This is a genomic window from Verrucomicrobium sp., assembly GCA_028283855.1.
Lineage (GTDB): Bacteria > Verrucomicrobiota > Verrucomicrobiia > Methylacidiphilales > GAS474 > GAS474.
In genome coordinates this window covers 138,965-153,988 of sequence record JAPWJX010000004.1, presented here as the reverse complement: position 1 = coordinate 153,988, position 15,024 = coordinate 138,965, and the positions used below count along the sequence as shown (strand labels likewise).

Below are 15,024 nucleotides of genomic sequence, written 5' to 3'. Positions count from 1 at the left end.
TAGTGCAGTCCCTTCCCGGCTTCCGGGACTTTTATCCGGAAGACTTCGCCTTCCGCCACGCGCTGGTCAGTCGCTGGCGGAAGACGGCCCGCCGATACGGCTTCGTCGAATACGACGGCCCGCCCCTCGAACCGCTGGAGCTCTACCAGAAGAAGTCGGGAGACGAGCTGGTCGGCCAGCTCTACCACTTCGTCGACAAGGGGGAGCGCGCCGTGGCCCTCCGCGCGGAGATGACGCCCACCCTGGCCCGCATGGTCGCCGCCCGGCACCAGCAGCTGCGCAAGCCGCTGAAGTGGTTCTCCATCCCCCAGGTCTTCCGCTATGAGCGGACCCAAAAGGGCCGCCTGCGGGAGCACTTCCAGCTCAACTGCGACATCCTGGGCGAGGGCGGCACGGAGGCCGACGTCGAGCTGATCGCCCTCCTCATCGACACGCTGCGCGGCCTGGGCCTGACGGAGGAAGACTTCGTCATCCGCCTGAGCGACCGCCGCTTCTGGACCGATTTCCTCACCGCCCGCGCCGTGCCGGAAAAGGACTGGTACGAGGTCTTCCAGGCCATCGACAAGTCCGAGCGGGAGCCGAAGGAAAAGATCGCCGAGCGCCTCGCCTCCGTCGGCCTCAAGCCGGAGGAAGTCTTCGACGTCCTGGAAAACGGCGCGGCCTGGCAGCCCCTTTCCGACATCAGCGCCGGGCTGGCCGCGCGCGGCCTGGGCGGCTACGCCAAGGTCGACTTCCGCATCGTCCGCGGCCTGGCCTACTACACCGGCGTCGTCTTCGAGGCCTTCGACCGCAAGGGCGCCTTCCGCGCCATCGCGGGCGGCGGCCGCTATGACGACCTCCTCTCCAAGCTGGGCGACGCGCCCCTGCCCGCCATCGGCTTCGGCATGGGGGACGTCGTCCTGACCGACCTGCTCAAGGAACGCGGCCTCCTTTCCGAGGCGCCCGCCTCGTGCGACGTCTACGTCGTCGTCCCGGACGAGGCCTACCGCCCCGCCGCCCTGGGCCTCGTCCAGGAACTGCGGGAAGCGGGCTGGTCCGTCGACTACTCCCTTTCCCCCGACGCCAAGGTGCGCAAACAGTTCGAGGCGGCCGAGCAGCGCGGCGCCCGCTGCGCCGTCATCGTCGACGCCAAGACGGAGCAGGGCCTCGTCGAAGTGAAGGACCTGGCCGCCCGGACGCAAAAAGAGGTGCCCCGCGCCTCCCTGCGGGAAGCCTTGCCGCCCCCGGCGCTCCTCCCCTAATGTCGGCCCCCTCCATGTACCGCACCCATCATTGCAACGCCCTGCGCGCCGGAAACGCCGGGGAGACCGTCCGCCTGGCGGGCTGGATCCATAACAAGCGCGACTTGGGCGGCGTCCTCTTCATCGACCTGCGCGACCACCACGGCGTCACCCAGGTCGTCATCCCGCCCAGCGCCCCCTTCCAGGACGCCCTCTCCCACCTGCAGAAGGAGACCGTCATCCAGGTGGACGGCCAGGTCCGCCACCGCCCGGAAGGGACCCTCAACCCCGCCCTGGCCACCGGCGAGGTGGAGGTGGAGGTGAGCGGCTACGAAGTCCTCGGCGCGTGCGAGCCGCTGCCGATGAACGTTTTCCCGGAAGACATCACCCCGGAGGAAACCCGCCTCAAATACCGTTTCCTGGACCTCCGCCGCTCCAAGCTGCACGAGACGATCGTGCTGCGCTCCAAGGTCATCTCCAGCATCCGCCGCCGGATGATCGACCTGGGCTTCCTGGAATTCCAGACCCCCATCCTCACCTCCTCCTCCCCGGAAGGCGCGCGGGACTTCCTGGTCCCCTCCCGCATCTACCCGGGGGAGTTCTACGCCCTGCCCCAGGCGCCGCAGCAGTTCAAGCAGCTCCTCATGGTCGCGGGCTTCGACCGCTACTTCCAGATCGCCCCCTGCTTCCGGGACGAGGACGGCCGCGCCGACCGCACCCCGGGCGAATTCTACCAGCTCGACGTGGAGATGAGCTTCGTCACCCAGGACGACGTCTTCGCCGCCATGGAGGCGCTCTTCGTCCCCCTCTTCCAGGAATTCAAGCCGGAGTGGAAGATCAACGACGTCGGCGGCAAGTTCCTCCGCATTCCCTACAAGGAATCGCTCCTGAAGTACGGCACCGACAAGCCCGACCTCCGCATCCCGGTCGAGATCACCGACCTGACCGCCCACTTCGCCCAGAGCGACTTTAAGGCCTTCGCGGGCAAGACCGTCCGCGCCATGGCCTTTCCGCAGGCCTTCGACCAGCCCCGCTCCTGGTTCGACGCCCTCCAGGAAGAGGCCAAGAAGCTCGGCGCACCCGGCCTGGCCTACGTGAAAGTGGAGAACGGCGAGCTGACCGGCCCCGTGGCCAAGTTCATGACCGGCGCCGCCGCGGAAGCCATCAAGGCCCTGGCGGGCGGCAAATCGGTCCTCTTCTTCTCCGCCGACGCGAATGAGGCGAAGGCCGCCAAGGTCCTCGGCGCCATGCGCGTGAAAATCGCCGAGCAGCTCGGCGTCGGGGAAAAGGACATCTACAAATTCGCCTGGATCGTCGACTTCCCGATGTACGAGTTCAACGAGGAGACGCGCGCCGTCGAGTTCTCCCACAACCCCTTCTCCATGCCCCAGGGCGGCATGGAAGCCCTGGAGAAGCAGGACCCCCTGACCCTCCTGGCCTACCAATACGACCTGGTCTGCAACGGCTACGAGGTCTCCTCCGGCGCCATCCGCAACCACGTGCCGGAAATCATGTACAAGGCCTTCGCCATCGCGGGCTACGATCCCTCCGTGGTCGACGCCCGCTTCGGCGGCATGATCAACGCCTTCAAGCACGGCGCCCCGCCCCACGGCGGCAACGCGCCCGGCATCGACCGCATCCTCATGCTCCTCTCCGGGGAATCGAGCATCCGGGAGGTCATCGCCTTCCCCATGGCCCAGAACGGCCGCGACCTGCTCATGAACGCCCCCTCTCCCGCCACCCCCCGGCAGCTCAAGGAGCTGCACATCCAAACGAAAGTATAATCTCCATGCGCCGCACCAAAATCATCGCCACCCTCGGCCCCGTCTCCGAGTCCCCCGAACGCCTCCGCCAGCTCATGCAGGCGGGTGTGAACATCTTCCGCATCAACATGTCCCACGCGAAGTACGACACCGTGCGCCGCGTCACCAAGGACATCCGCGCCATCAGCGCGGAGCTGGGCCTCCACGTCGGCCTCCTCCTGGACACCCAGGGGCCGGAAATCCGCACCGGCGAACTGGCGGAAAAGATCACCCTGAAGGCGGGCGACAAATTCGCCTTCACCGTGCGCGGCGCCAAGGCGGAAGGCCTCCACGTCAGCATCAACTATGACGACTTCATCGACGACATCTCCATCGGCGACGTCGTCCTGGTCGACAGCGGCGTCATCCGCATGAAGGCCCTTTCCAAGGAAAAGGACGTTCTCCACTGCGAAGTCCTCACCCCCGGCGTGATGAGCAGCCGCCGCCACGTGAACCTCCCCGGCGTGAAGGTGAACCTCCCCGCCCTCACCACCAAGGACCTGAACGACATCGACCTGGGCCTGGAGTGCGGCATCGACTACATCGCCCTCTCCTTCGTCCGCGAGGCCAACGACGTCCAGACCCTGCGCCAGCTCCTCACCACCAAGGGGGCAGAACGCGTCCGCATCATCTCCAAGGTGGAGGACCACCAGGCGGTCAAGAACCTCAACGAGATCATCGAGGCCTCCGACGGCGTCATGGTCGCCCGCGGCGACCTGGGCATCGAAGTTCCCTACGAGGAGCTGCCCATCATCCAGCGCCGCATCGTCAAAGCCTGCATCCAGCAGTTCAAGACCGTCATCGTGGCCACCCACATGCTGGAAAGCATGATCCAGAACCCGATGCCGACCCGCGCCGAGATCACCGACGTGGCCAACGCCGTCTTCGAGCAGGCCGACTCCGTCATGCTCTCCGGCGAGTCGACCGTCGGCGCCTACCCCCTCGAATGCGTCGAGGTGCTCAACCGCATCGCCGAGCGCACCGAGCGCAGCGGCGGCGCGGGCTACCCGGACGGCATCGTGCCGACGACCGACTCCCAGCGCGTCGTCTCCGCCGCCGTCCGCCTGGCGGACGCGGCGGGCGCCACCGCCATCTGCGTCTTCACCCGCACCGGCATGCTCGCCGCCAACACGGCCAGCATGCGGCCGAAGTGCTCCCTCATCTACGCCTTCACGCCGGAAGAGGGCGTCTGCCGCAGCCTGACCCTCAACTACGCCGTCCGCCCCTTCCAGCTCCCCTTCCCGGAAGCGCCGCAGGACACCGTCATCGCCGCCGAGAAGCTGCTGCGCACCCGCAACCTGGTGAAGCCGGGGGACAAGCTCGTCTTCGTCACCGACATGCAGATCCAGGGCCAGCGCGTCGACTCCGTCCAGCTCCACATCATCAAGTAAATGAGCCGCTTCGCCGGTTGGACCGCGCTCCTGACCGGCGCCTCCGCCGGGTTGGGCGCGGAATTCGCCCGGCAGCTGGCTCCCCGCCTGGAGGGCGGCATCCTCATCCTCACCGCGCGCCGGGCCGACCGCCTGGCCGCGCTGGCCGGGGAACTGAAAGCCGCCCACCCGGCCCTGACCCTCCACACCTTCACCGCCGACCTGGCCGACCCGCCCTCCGTCGCCGCCCTGGGCGGCATGCTGGAGGAGGCGGGCCTCCGCCCCGACCTGCTGGTGAATAACGCGGGCCTGGGGGACATCGGCCTCTTTGAAACCGCCGCCCCGGAACGGCTGGACGCCATGCTGCGCGTCAACGTGGAAGCCCTCACCGTACTGACCCGCGCCCTCCTGCCGGGCATGGTGCGGCGCGGGCGCGGCACCGTCGTCAACGTCGGCTCGGTCGCCGGATTCCTGGCCCTGCCCACCTTCGCCGTCTACGCGGCGACCAAGGCCTACGTGAACAGCTTTTCGGAGGCCCTGGCCTGGGAATTGAAAGGGACGGGCGTCACCGTCACCGCCGTCTGCCCCGGACCGGTGCCCACGGAGTTTTCAGAGGTCGCCTACCGCACGCCCGGCGCGGGCCGCGCCATGGGCTCGCCGCGCATCACGCGCGTCCCGGCGGGGCAGGCGGTGGCCGAATCGCTCCGCGCGGCGGAAAAAGGAAATTTGCGAATCACCCCCGGCTTCGTCATGGGGCTGGCGGCCTTCTTCACGAACGCCGCGCCGCTCTGGCTGCGCCGCCTGGCCTACCGGACCACCGTGGCCCAGTGCCGCGCGCAGCGGAAGGCGTCCTAAGCGCCTTTTTCGCCTTTTTTCTTCGCCGCTTCCAGGGCTTCCAGGAAGACGGCGGCTTTTTCCTCCCCCAGGATCTCCTTCAGAAAAGGCTCCCCTTCCTGCGTGGCGTCGGCGAGCAGGATACTCGTGTAAAGCTCCTCCACCGGCGGCGGCAAATCTTCCTGCGTCTGGCAGTAATGCTCCAGGACGGCGGCCAGGTGCGAGTAGGCTTCAGAACGCTTGCCGCTGCGGAACGCTTCCAGCGTGGCCGCATATTCCAGCCGGACGATTTCCGGCACGGACTCGTCCGCCACCCAATCAGCGCCCGCGGCGCCTTCCTTAGGCAGGGAAGCCATCAGCGCTCCTGGGCCGATTCCGGCGGCCGCTGAAGGAGGGGAAGACCCAGGGAGTGCCGGTGCTCCATCCTCCCGATCGCGCGCCGCATGTGGGGATAGGCTTCCGCCGCTTTGGAGCCCACCGCCACCAATCCAGCTCCCGCCGTCACGCCCCAGCCGATCGGCGTGGCGTAGATTCCAGCCACCGCTCCGGCCAAGCCGACGCCGTAGGCAAGCTTTCGAACCTCATCTCCGTCACGCATGTTGTCCAAAAAGTTCTCCTTGAGCTTCTGGAAAACGCCGCGCTCACGGCCCCCGTTGGCGTCTACCTGCTGCGTCGCATCCTGGACCTGCGCTGGAGTGATCTTCATGAGAGGAAACCAGCATTACGCATGCCATGGTATGGCAAAAAAGGAGACAAAAACCAACCTCTCCGCCTTCCCGCCCCGCATGGTAAAACGCGGGCACGGGGCGGTGGTCAACGTCGGCTCGGTCGCCGGATTTCTGATCCTGCCCACCTGAAAGGGACGGGCATCCCCGGCTTCATCATGGGGCTGGCGGCTTTCTTCACGAACGCCGCGCGCAGCGGGCTTCCTCTTTTTGGGGAGACACCCCCTGAACCGAGCGCGCCGCTCCTTGGATCGGTCCCAATTCAGCCTGCTTGTTCGCCTGCGCGACTCTTTCCCCTTCCACCTCCGCCATTTTTTTATCGTAGATATCAGACAGAATATTTAAGCCATGGTTGAGAACACCATTGAGCTTCTTCCCGAGGGGGGGGATTTCTTTGCCCGACTCGCTTTTCTCTCTGAAGCGAAAAGAATCAAAAACGGTGAACGCCGTCCCCAACAATGCCTCGGCGCCTTCCAAATATATTTTAGATTTTCCGGAGTGAAGAGCAGCCGGCAGGTCAGAAAAGGCTCCAACCGTCTAGACCTCCCGCGCCAGGAGCGCGAAGTAGAGCTGTCCGCAGGGCGCGGGCACCGTCTCCTCCACGTCCTCGTAATGGCGGAGGATGGCGGCGATGTGGGAATAAGACTCCTCCAAATGGCCCGCGAAATAGGCCGTCAAACCAGCCTCGTGCTCCTGCCGGATCTTCGCCGGGACGTTCAACTCTTTGGGAAGACGGAGGCTTTCCCGGGACAGTGCGGATGCGGCCATAAGTTCCTATTCTCCTTTTTGGAGTTTAAGCGTACCAAGAAATCCCCAACCCGCTAGGGGAGAAACGCCCAAAAAGAAGATATAACAGCCTAGCGAGAAGCCAACTCGGCCGTCGGCGCGGTGTCCTTTTGCAGAAGAGGACGCCCGTAGAAGCGGAACCGGCCCTTCACGTGGGTGAAGCCCAGGTTCGTGGAATAGCCCCCGGCGGCCCGGTTCGGCTTAAAGACGTAGATGTCCGGCCCGCTGCCGGAGGTGTTGTAAAAACCGCTCCCCTGCTGGGAGCCGGCCATCAGCCACTCTCCTTTCTTGTTCTTCCCCAGGTAGATCATGACGTGGGTCACGGGCGGATTCCGGTGGGAGTTGTAGGTGTTCTCCCAGAAGAGCATGTCGCCGACTTCCAGCTTCTGTTCCAGCGCGTCGAGCTCCTTCGGCGCGGTCCAGGCCAGGCCCTTTTCCTTGAGCGCGGCGTATTGGTCGGAAGCGGTCCGGGGCAGGTCGATGCCGGCCACCTTCTTGTAGAGGTAGCGAGCGGTGTTGGAGCAGTCCATCACCCACCCCTTGGCGGTTTCCAGGCCCAGGCCGGAGGGCATCCACCGCTCGTTGTAAGAGACGCCCTGCTTGGCCACGGCGCGGGTTTCGTCGATGAATTTCCGCTGGTAGGCGAGCTGCGTGGGCGCCGCCAGCTCGGCCGCGGCGCTTTTGGCCGGAACGGCGGCGGGAGCGGGAGCCGCCACGGCCACCGCGCGGGCGGAGGGAAGCTTCACGACCTGGCCGACGCGGAGGGTCGGCGTGCCTTGGTAGCCGTTGGCCTCGCGCAAATCGGCCACGGGCAGCTGGTACCGCTTGGCGATGCTGAAGAGGGTTTCCCCCTTGGCCACGCGATGCGTGGCGGGGAGCGCCTCCTCCGACACGGCCTTGGCCTCGACCGGGGCGGGATCGGGAACCGGGAGCGCCGGAACGGCCGCAGCCGGCAAGGCGACGGCGACGGCGCGGGGGGCGCGCGGCGCGTCGTCGAGCTGGGGACGGTAGATGACGACGTCTTCCGCGTGGAGCACGCCCTGCCAGAGGCCCGCGGCGCAGAGAACGGTGAGCAAGCGTTTCATGGAAAGCCTAGGCATCCGCCATACGTTAACGGACACCTGTCTCCAATTTTACGCGGGTTTGCGTAAAAATCAACCCCTTACCGTCGAGAAGGCGCTCTCTCCCCCTGGTGGAGGATGATTTCCGTCTCCGGATCATTCGTCGTGGCGGGGGTGACGGGAATGGCGCGGGGGGGAGTTTTCTCCGGCACGGCGATGCCGACGGCCGGGGCGACGGGGATGTTCGCCTGCGGCGTGGCCGTGTCCGGCACCGCGATGCCGACGGCGGGCGCGGTCGGGATGTTGGCCTGCGGCGGCGGAGGCAGGGCGGGCTTGGTCCCCGCGGGCGGGGGAGGAGCGGAGGGGGAGGCCAGGCCGGGACGGGAGGGCTTGAGCGGCGCGCCGGTGGCGGGCGGCGGCGCGGACACCAGCGGCTGGCCCTTGTACGTCACCGTGCAGGCCTGGAGATCGTAGAGGCCGAAGAGGCCCGCCTTCACGATGACGACCGGCTCGACGGAGTCGCCCAACGGCGTGACGCGGTAGGCGACGGCCTCCAGCGACTGTTCCTTGAAGGGCAGCGTCACCTCCTGCAACCCGGCGGGGATGGTGACGGAGGAAAGGATCGTCCCGCCGACGAGCCCCGCGGTGAATCCGGCCATGCCCCCGGGGGCAAACGCCCGCTCCGCCCCGTCATGCAGGCCGCCCAGGACCGCGCCCCACGCGGCGCCGTTCCACTCGTCGGAGACGGAAACGACGTCGAAACGGATGGGGGAAAGGGTGCCCACGCCGAAGTTGGCCCGCTGCCCCGCGCGCAGGCTCACCGTCTCCCCGGTGGGCAGGGAGCGGGCGGGCACGCCGTCGATGCCGCAGGCGAGGACCTCGACGTCGCTCTCTCCGGTCAGCTGCACGGTGGCGACGGTGACGGAGGGCCCGCGGGTGGGGAGCACCGCTTGGGCGGAGGGCGTCACCAGCCGCAGCGGTCCCGCGCCGGGCTGGTAGACCTGCCACAGGGCGCTGCCGCGCAGGAGGCTCAAGGTCAGTCCGTTCTCTTCCTTGCGGCAGGAGAGGCTCGTGTTCGGCCCCAGGCGGACGAGGGACTGGCCGTCGACTTCGAGTTCCGCCATCGAGTTCCATCCCGTCTGCACCACCTGGCCGGGCTGGAGGCGGAAGCCCAGTTCGGCCGACTTCTCGCTGGAGCCATCCAGGCTGACGGTGGAGACATTGCCGTGGAAGCGGGAGAGCTTCACCTCCCCTTGCGGCGGATCGGGGGGCCCGGTCGGGGAAATGCGGATCAGGTCGACGCGGCTGGCCGGGGCGGAGAGGTAGAGGACGCCTTTCTCCACGCGGCGCGGGGCGTGGAGGTCGACGTCGAGTTCCGCGGAGCGGTCGGTGGCCTGGAAGGCGTAGGGCGTGCCCAGCGCCTCGCTCAGCGCGTTGAGCGGATCAGCCCCCGCCGCGCCGGAGCTGACGCGCGCCGGGCGCGCCCCCGCGCCCAGGGAGGCGACGTTGAGGAGCTTCTGCGGCACGGACGGGGCCGCCTCCTTCTCCGGCGTCTGCAGGCCGTAATCGAGTTCGGAGGCGCGGCCGTAGACGGTCAGGCGCGCGATCGCCCCCGGCTTCGCCAGCCGCAGCTCCACCTGGACGAAGGTGACCGCCTGCGGGGTAAAGACCGCCGCGTTGACCTCGTGCGGGCCGCGCAGGGCTTCCTCCATCCGCGGCGCCTGCGGCGGGCCCAGGAGATTGGGATCAGAGTTGCTGACGGAGACGGTGAAGGTTCCCTCCGTGCCTTGGTTGAGAAGGGCCACCTTCTCCACCACCTGCGGAAACGGCAGGGTGATGGTGAGCCGGTGGGTCCCGGCGGAAAAGACCAGCCCCTCAAACCCCTCCTGCAATAGCGCCGTGGCGTCCTGCCCGCCGGAAAGGGTCAGAGGCGTGGGAAAATTGCCGGGCAGGCGAAGGCCGCTCGTCGCGTCGACGCGGATGCGCGCGCCCAGGACCGGCTGGGCCAAGTCTTTCGGGAAACGCGGCAGGTCTGCGTCGGCGTAGCGGGGGACGGCCAGGAACGCGAGGCAAAGCATCGCACAAACCCGCCGGAAGCTCGTAGGAATCGCCATTCTGCTAATGCTATTAATTATTTAAAAAGTTAACGGAACACAAGCGGCTATCTGGTGGACAGGCCCGCGACCCTGCGGCAATCTCCCCCGATGCGCGTTTTTTCCGGTGTCCAACCCTCGGGCGACATCCATGTGGGCAACTACTTCGGCATGATCCAGCGGGGGGTCGCCTACCAGAAACCGGGGGTGGAGGCGGTCTACTTCGTCGCAGACTACCACGCGCTGACCTCCGTCCACGATCCCGCCGCGCTGCGCCGCAGCATCCGGGAGGTGACCCTGGCCTTCCTGGCCTGCGGCCTCGACCCCAAAAAGTCCCTCTTCTTCCGCCAGAGCGCCGTGCCGGAAGTGACCGAGCTGGCCTGGCTCCTCTCCTGCGTGACGCCGATGGGCCTTTTGGAACGCTGCCACAGCTACAAGGACAAGACCGCCCGCGGCCTGCCCACCAGCCACGGCCTCTTCGCCTACCCCGTCCTCATGGCGGCGGACATCCTCCTCTACCAGGCGGACCGCGTCCCCGTGGGCAAGGACCAGAAACAGCACCTGGAAGTCGCCCGGGACATCGCCATCAAGTTCAACGAGCAATTCGGCCCCGTCTTCAAGGTGCCGGAGCCCGACATCTCCGAAACGGCGGGCGTCATCCCCGGCACCGACGGGCAGAAAATGTCGAAGTCCTACGGCAATACCCTCGACCTCTTCGGCGACCCGAAGCGCTTCGCCAAGGCCGTCATGGGCATCAAGACCGACTCCACCCCCGTCGAGGCGCCGAAGCCGACGGAGGATTCCACCCTCGTCTCCCTCTACTCCCTGGTCGCCACGCCGGAGGAAGCCGCCGCCTACGCCGCCGACATGGCCAAGGGCGGCCGCGGCTACGGCGACTACAAGAAAGAGCTGCTGGCCAAGCTCGACGCCTACTTCGCCCCCATCCGGGAGAAATACGCCGCCCTCTCCGCCGACCCGAACCACGTCGACGACGTGCTGGCGGACGGCGCCGCCCGCGCCCGCGCCCTGGCCCAGCCCACCCTGGAGGCGGCTCGCCGCGCCGTCGGCCTCTAACCGAATTCCCATGAGCGACTCCTCCGACGCCGCTTCCGGCCTCCACACCGACCTGAAGGTCAGCCTCCCCGTCTTCGAGGGGCCGCTCGACCTGCTCCTCTACCTCATCCGCAAGGAGGAGGTGGACATCTACCAGATCCCCATCGAAAAAATCGCCCACGAGTACCTGGAAACCCTCAAGGTCATGCAGATGCTCAACCTGGAGCTGGCCGGGGAATTCCTGGTCATGGCCTCCACCCTCCTCTACATCAAGAGCCGCCGCCTCCTGCCCCAGGACCAGCTGCCGCCGGAGGAAGAGGACGAGGACGCCTCCGACCCGCGCTGGGACCTCATCCGCCGCCTGGTGGAGTATAAGAAATTCAAGGACGCCGCCGTCGAATTCCAGGGCCGCTGGGACAAGCAGGACGCCACCTACCGCGCCGGCTTCGATCCCAAGACCGTGCTGACCTCCAACGGCCTGCCCCCGCTCCGCCGCGCCGAGCTCTTCGACCTCCTGGGCGCGTTCCAGAAAGTCCTCTCCCGCCTCCAGACCGGCATCGACCTGGCGCCCAAGCAGGAGAACTTCACCGTCAGCGGCCAGATCGTCCACATCCAGCGCCTCGTCGATGCGGGCGAGGCCGTCCGCTTCCACGCCCTCTTCTCCGAGGGGGCGGGCCGCCAGGAAATCGTCGTCACCTTCCTGGCCCTGCTGGAGCTGATCCGCCTGGGCCAAGTCGCCGCCGTCCAGGAGGAGGTCTTCGGCGAGATTCAACTCGTCAAAGCCCCCGCCGCGTAGGAGACTCCACCGCCTCATTTTTCCATGAACGACGCTCCTTCCCCCACCCTGGCCCAAGTGCTGGAGGCCCTCCTCTTCGCCGCGCCGAAGCCCCTCACCGCCCGGCAGCTGGCCGCCTACTGCGCCCGCGGCGCGGAGGCCGCCGGCCCCAGCCCCGCCGAAGCCCAGGCCGCCGAAGGGGAAGAAAACCCCGCCCCCGCTCCGGAAGGGGAGGAAATCCTCGTCCTGGAAGGGGCCGCGACCGAGGCCAACCCCTTGGCCGGCACCACCGAGGCCCAGGTCCGCGAGGCCCTGGCCCTCCTGGCCGACTCCTACGCCGCCGAAAGCCGCGGCCTGTGGATCCAGGAAGTCGGCGGCGGCTTCCGCCTGGGCACCCGCCCGGAAGTCGCCCCGTGGGTCCGCCGCCTCTTCGACGAGTCGAAACCCGCCAAGCTGAGCCAGCCCGCCATGGAAACCCTGGCCATCATCGCCTACCGCCAGCCCATCTCCCGCGCCGACGTCGAGGCCGTGCGCGGCGTCGCCGTCGACGGCGTCGTCGCCACCCTGCAGGACCGCCGCCTCATCCGCCTGGCGGGCCGCTCCGACACGCCGGGCCGCCCCCTCCTCTACGAGACGACCCAGGAATTCCTGGAACTCTTCGGCCTGCGCACCCTGGACGAGCTGCCCAACGCCGCCGAGCTGCGCCACGTCCCCACGCCCGCGGCCTCCCCCGCCGAAATGGAAACCCAGCCGCAGGAAGGCGGGGACGCCGCCGCGGAGGAGGCTCCCGTCCACGACGAGGAGCCCCAGGCCGCCGCCGATCCGGAAACGGAGAGCGACGGCCTCGAAACCGATGCCGAGGCTGAAGCCGAGGCAGAACCCGCCCGCGAGGAAGAACCCACGCCGGAAACCCCATGACGCTGGCCGCGTTGCGCGCGCAGATCGAAAAAGTCGACGCCGAGATCATCCGGCTTCTCAACACGCGCACGCGCCTCTCCATCCGCGTCGGCCAGTTCAAGCGGAAGGCCGGCCGCCCCTCCTTCACCCCGGAGCGGGAGGAGTTCCTCCTCCGCCACCTGGAAACCAAGCGCGGCCGCGGCCCCCTGCCCGCCGCCGACCTCCGCGCCATCTACCGGGAAATCTTCTCCAGCTCCCGCGCGCGGCAAAAGCGCGTCATGGTCGGCTATCTGGAAGACGGCGGCGCCGCCCTCCTCACCGCGTGGTACCGTTTCGGCGCGGGGGAAAGCTACCTGCCCGCCGCCTCCTGGACCGCCCTCTGCGCCGCCCTGCGGCGGAAAAAGGCCGACGTGGCCGTCTGCTCCGCCCCCGACCTGGCCGAGGCCCTGGCCAAGCACGGCCCCGCCTCCATGAAAGGCCTGCGCGCCTGCGGCGAGGTCCGCGTGCCCGGCCGCGACCATGAGCTCTTCTACCTCCTGGAACCGGGCGACGCCGCCGAGGAGCCCGCGCCCGCCGGGGACAGCGCCAAGCCGCGCCGCCTCTTCCTGGCCCCCCTTTCCCCCGCCGCCGCGCGCCGCCTGCGCGCCGCCGGCTCCCTCCTCCAACCCGCGGGGTGGGGGCGCTACCTGGTCGACGCCGGGCCGCGCGTCGGCAAGGCCGGGCTGCGCCTACTCCCCGGCGCCATCCCCCTGGGCACCTTCTTCACCAGCGAAACCGCGTGAGCGCTCCCTCCCCCGATTCCGGCACGCCGAAGAAGCCGCAGCCGCTCCTGGCCCGCCAGCGGCGGCAGGCCCGCACCCCCGCGCCCTCCCCGCGCCCCTCCGCCACGCCCCCCGCCGCGGCCCATTCATCCCCCATCCCCTCCAACCGGGGATTCCGCGCCTTCCTGCGCGTCGCCGCCATCGCCTCCCTGGCATTCCTGGGCTGGGCGGCGGGCTGGACCTGGCGGCAGACGCAGGTCCAGGGCCTCGTCATCGCCCCGGAAGGCTACACCCTGCCCCGGGAGGCCTGCGTCGTCCGCGACTTCTCCGGCGACCTCCGCGCCCTGCGGGAGGAAGCCGCCCGCGCCCTCGCCCCCTACGAGGAAGACCTCCGCGACAAGGAAGAAAACCTCCGCCGCGTCCATGGGGACCTCAGCGGCCTGGACGAGCGCAAGCGGCTCTACTCCCAGGAAATCGACCGCATCCAAAGCGACATCCAGGCCGCCGTCTCCCACACCCGCCAGGAAGCCGACGCCCTTTGGGCCCATGACGGCAAGGCTCTGGACGCCGAATACGCCGCGAAGATGGAGGAATTCCGCCAACAGCTCGCCGCGCGCGCCGCGCAGCTCAAGCTCTCCCCCGACCTCGACCCAAAGCAGCCCTTCCCCGACATCTGGGTAAACAGCTTCCGCCTCTCCCTCTACAACCCGCCCCCCACGGTGAAAGCCCCCGCCGAGCGCACCTGGCTGGAACAGCAGCTGGCCGACTGGCACGCCTACGAGAAAGAGTACGACGCCCGGCGTAACGCCCTCAAGAAGAAGGCGGACGACATCCGCCAAGGCCTCGGCGGCCACCTCGACGGCCTGCGCACCCGCATCGACCGGCGCAACGCCTCCATCGCCGACACGGACGAGCAGCAAGCCCCCCTCCAGTCCGAGGCCCAGACCCTGGAGAGCGAAACCGCCGCCGTCCGCACCAACATCTCCGAGCAGCGCAAGGTCTACACCGCGCAGGTCGTCCAGATCCCGCAGCGCAACGTCCTGGAAAAACTCCCCCTCACGCCGGAAGGGCGCTTCACCTGGGACCACCTGGAGGAGAACGGAAAATATCCGCCGGGCAATTACCTGCTATGGGTGCCCGTCCGCAAGGGGGAGGAAGAGGCCTGGGCCGTGGTCCCCTTCGCCATCGAGGCGAACAAGAGCACCGACCTCATCATCAAGCCGGGCGGGTTCCTCCCGACCGACAAGGTGCTGCAATAGCGCGGAGGATCAGGCCTGCGGGTCCCGCTTCCCCTCGGGAAGCGGCGCGGGCGGCGGAGAAAGGGTGACCGGCTTTTCCGCCGGATCGACGACGACGCTCGTCGCGACCGTCGTGCCCGCCGTCCCGGCAGGAGGCGGCGTCTGCATGCTCTGCTTCAGTTCCTGGTCGAAGTCGGCCTTCGCCTTCTTGAACTCGCCCAGGCTCTTGCCCAGGCCGCGCGCCAGCTCCGGCAGCTTCTTCGGTCCGAAGAGGAGGAGAACGATGAGAACGATCCAAACCCAGTCGAGCCCATGGGGAAGAAGGGCCAGGAACAAGCCGTCGGCGTGCATAAGGGAACTGTAATGGCGGCTTTCCGCCTTGTAAAGGAAGGGCTCGGTCACGTAACCT

Annotated in this window: 16 protein-coding genes; 9 read left to right on the top strand and 7 right to left on the bottom strand. The window is 68.0% G+C overall.

Features of this window, described 5'->3' with window-relative positions:
- Positions 1-2 precede the first annotated feature (2 nt).
- Genes hisS through PW734_09060 form a run of 4 tightly spaced genes read left to right on the top strand, consistent with a single transcriptional unit; the run spans position 3 to position 5,247 of the window.
- Positions 3-1,241, top strand: coding sequence for a histidine--tRNA ligase (gene hisS / locus PW734_09075; GenBank protein MDE1171341.1), 1,239 nt, complete (start codon positions 3-5; stop codon positions 1,239-1,241).
- The gene (aspS, locus tag PW734_09070) at positions 1,241-3,004 is read left to right on the top strand and encodes an aspartate--tRNA ligase (GenBank protein ID MDE1171340.1); all 1,764 of its coding nucleotides are present in this window, start codon (positions 1,241-1,243) and stop codon (positions 3,002-3,004) included. Before hisS ends, aspS begins: the two co-directional genes overlap by 1 nt.
- Positions 3,005-3,009: 5 nt before the next feature.
- Positions 3,010-4,413 (top strand): pyruvate kinase, encoded by a 1,404-nt coding sequence (gene pyk, locus PW734_09065; GenBank protein MDE1171339.1) that lies wholly within the window; start codon positions 3,010-3,012, stop codon positions 4,411-4,413.
- Positions 4,414-5,247 carry an SDR family oxidoreductase gene (locus tag PW734_09060; protein ID MDE1171338.1) on the top strand — a complete coding sequence of 278 codons (834 nt, stop codon included), beginning with the start codon at positions 4,414-4,416 and terminating at the stop codon, positions 5,245-5,247. It begins immediately after the preceding gene.
- Here PW734_09060 and PW734_09055 read toward each other — a convergent pair.
- The 6 genes from PW734_09055 to PW734_09030 form a co-directional block, all read right to left on the bottom strand.
- Complete coding sequence (locus PW734_09055; protein MDE1171337.1) at positions 5,244-5,582, bottom strand: hypothetical protein; 339 nt, start codon at positions 5,580-5,582, stop codon at positions 5,244-5,246. The two genes, PW734_09060 and PW734_09055, sit on opposite strands and share 4 nt — an antisense overlap.
- Positions 5,582-5,932 carry a hypothetical protein gene (locus PW734_09050; protein MDE1171336.1) on the bottom strand — a complete coding sequence of 117 codons (351 nt, stop codon included), beginning with the start codon at positions 5,930-5,932 and terminating at the stop codon, positions 5,582-5,584. The genes PW734_09055 and PW734_09050 overlap by 1 nt, the downstream gene beginning before the upstream one ends.
- Before the next feature lie 196 nt (positions 5,933-6,128).
- Positions 6,129-6,428, bottom strand: coding sequence for a hypothetical protein (locus PW734_09045; GenBank protein MDE1171335.1), 300 nt, complete (start codon positions 6,426-6,428; stop codon positions 6,129-6,131).
- Between the two features lie 60 nt (positions 6,429-6,488).
- Complete coding sequence (locus tag PW734_09040) at positions 6,489-6,719, bottom strand: hypothetical protein (GenBank protein ID MDE1171334.1); 231 nt, start codon at positions 6,717-6,719, stop codon at positions 6,489-6,491.
- Positions 6,720-6,808: 89 nt separating this feature from the next.
- Positions 6,809-7,822, bottom strand: coding sequence for a LysM peptidoglycan-binding domain-containing protein (locus PW734_09035; GenBank protein MDE1171333.1), 1,014 nt, complete (start codon positions 7,820-7,822; stop codon positions 6,809-6,811).
- Between the two features lie 77 nt (positions 7,823-7,899).
- Positions 7,900-9,876 (bottom strand): FecR domain-containing protein, encoded by a 1,977-nt coding sequence (locus PW734_09030; protein ID MDE1171332.1) that lies wholly within the window; start codon positions 9,874-9,876, stop codon positions 7,900-7,902.
- A 126-nt stretch (positions 9,877-10,002) separates the two neighbouring features.
- On the opposite strand from PW734_09030, the gene trpS reads away from it, so the two are divergent.
- Genes trpS through PW734_09005 form a run of 5 tightly spaced genes read left to right on the top strand, consistent with a single transcriptional unit; the run spans position 10,003 to position 14,636 of the window.
- Entirely contained in the window at positions 10,003-10,965 is a 963-nt protein-coding gene (gene trpS / locus PW734_09025; GenBank protein ID MDE1171331.1) for a tryptophan--tRNA ligase, read from the top strand.
- Between the two features lie 10 nt (positions 10,966-10,975).
- Positions 10,976-11,740, top strand: coding sequence for a segregation/condensation protein A (locus PW734_09020; GenBank protein MDE1171330.1), 765 nt, complete (start codon positions 10,976-10,978; stop codon positions 11,738-11,740).
- A gap of 24 nt (positions 11,741-11,764) precedes the next feature.
- The gene (gene scpB, locus PW734_09015) at positions 11,765-12,637 is read left to right on the top strand and encodes an SMC-Scp complex subunit ScpB (protein ID MDE1171329.1); all 873 of its coding nucleotides are present in this window, start codon (positions 11,765-11,767) and stop codon (positions 12,635-12,637) included.
- On the top strand, positions 12,634-13,398 hold the full coding sequence (locus tag PW734_09010) for a chorismate mutase (GenBank protein ID MDE1171328.1): 765 nt from the start codon (positions 12,634-12,636) through the stop codon (positions 13,396-13,398). Before scpB ends, PW734_09010 begins: the two co-directional genes overlap by 4 nt.
- On the top strand, positions 13,395-14,636 hold the full coding sequence (locus PW734_09005) for a hypothetical protein (protein MDE1171327.1): 1,242 nt from the start codon (positions 13,395-13,397) through the stop codon (positions 14,634-14,636). The genes PW734_09010 and PW734_09005 overlap by 4 nt, the downstream gene beginning before the upstream one ends.
- Before the next feature lie 9 nt (positions 14,637-14,645).
- Here PW734_09005 and PW734_09000 read toward each other — a convergent pair whose 3' ends face one another.
- Positions 14,646-14,966, bottom strand: coding sequence for a twin-arginine translocase TatA/TatE family subunit (locus tag PW734_09000; protein MDE1171326.1), 321 nt, complete (start codon positions 14,964-14,966; stop codon positions 14,646-14,648).
- Between the last annotated feature and the right edge of the window lie 58 nt (positions 14,967-15,024).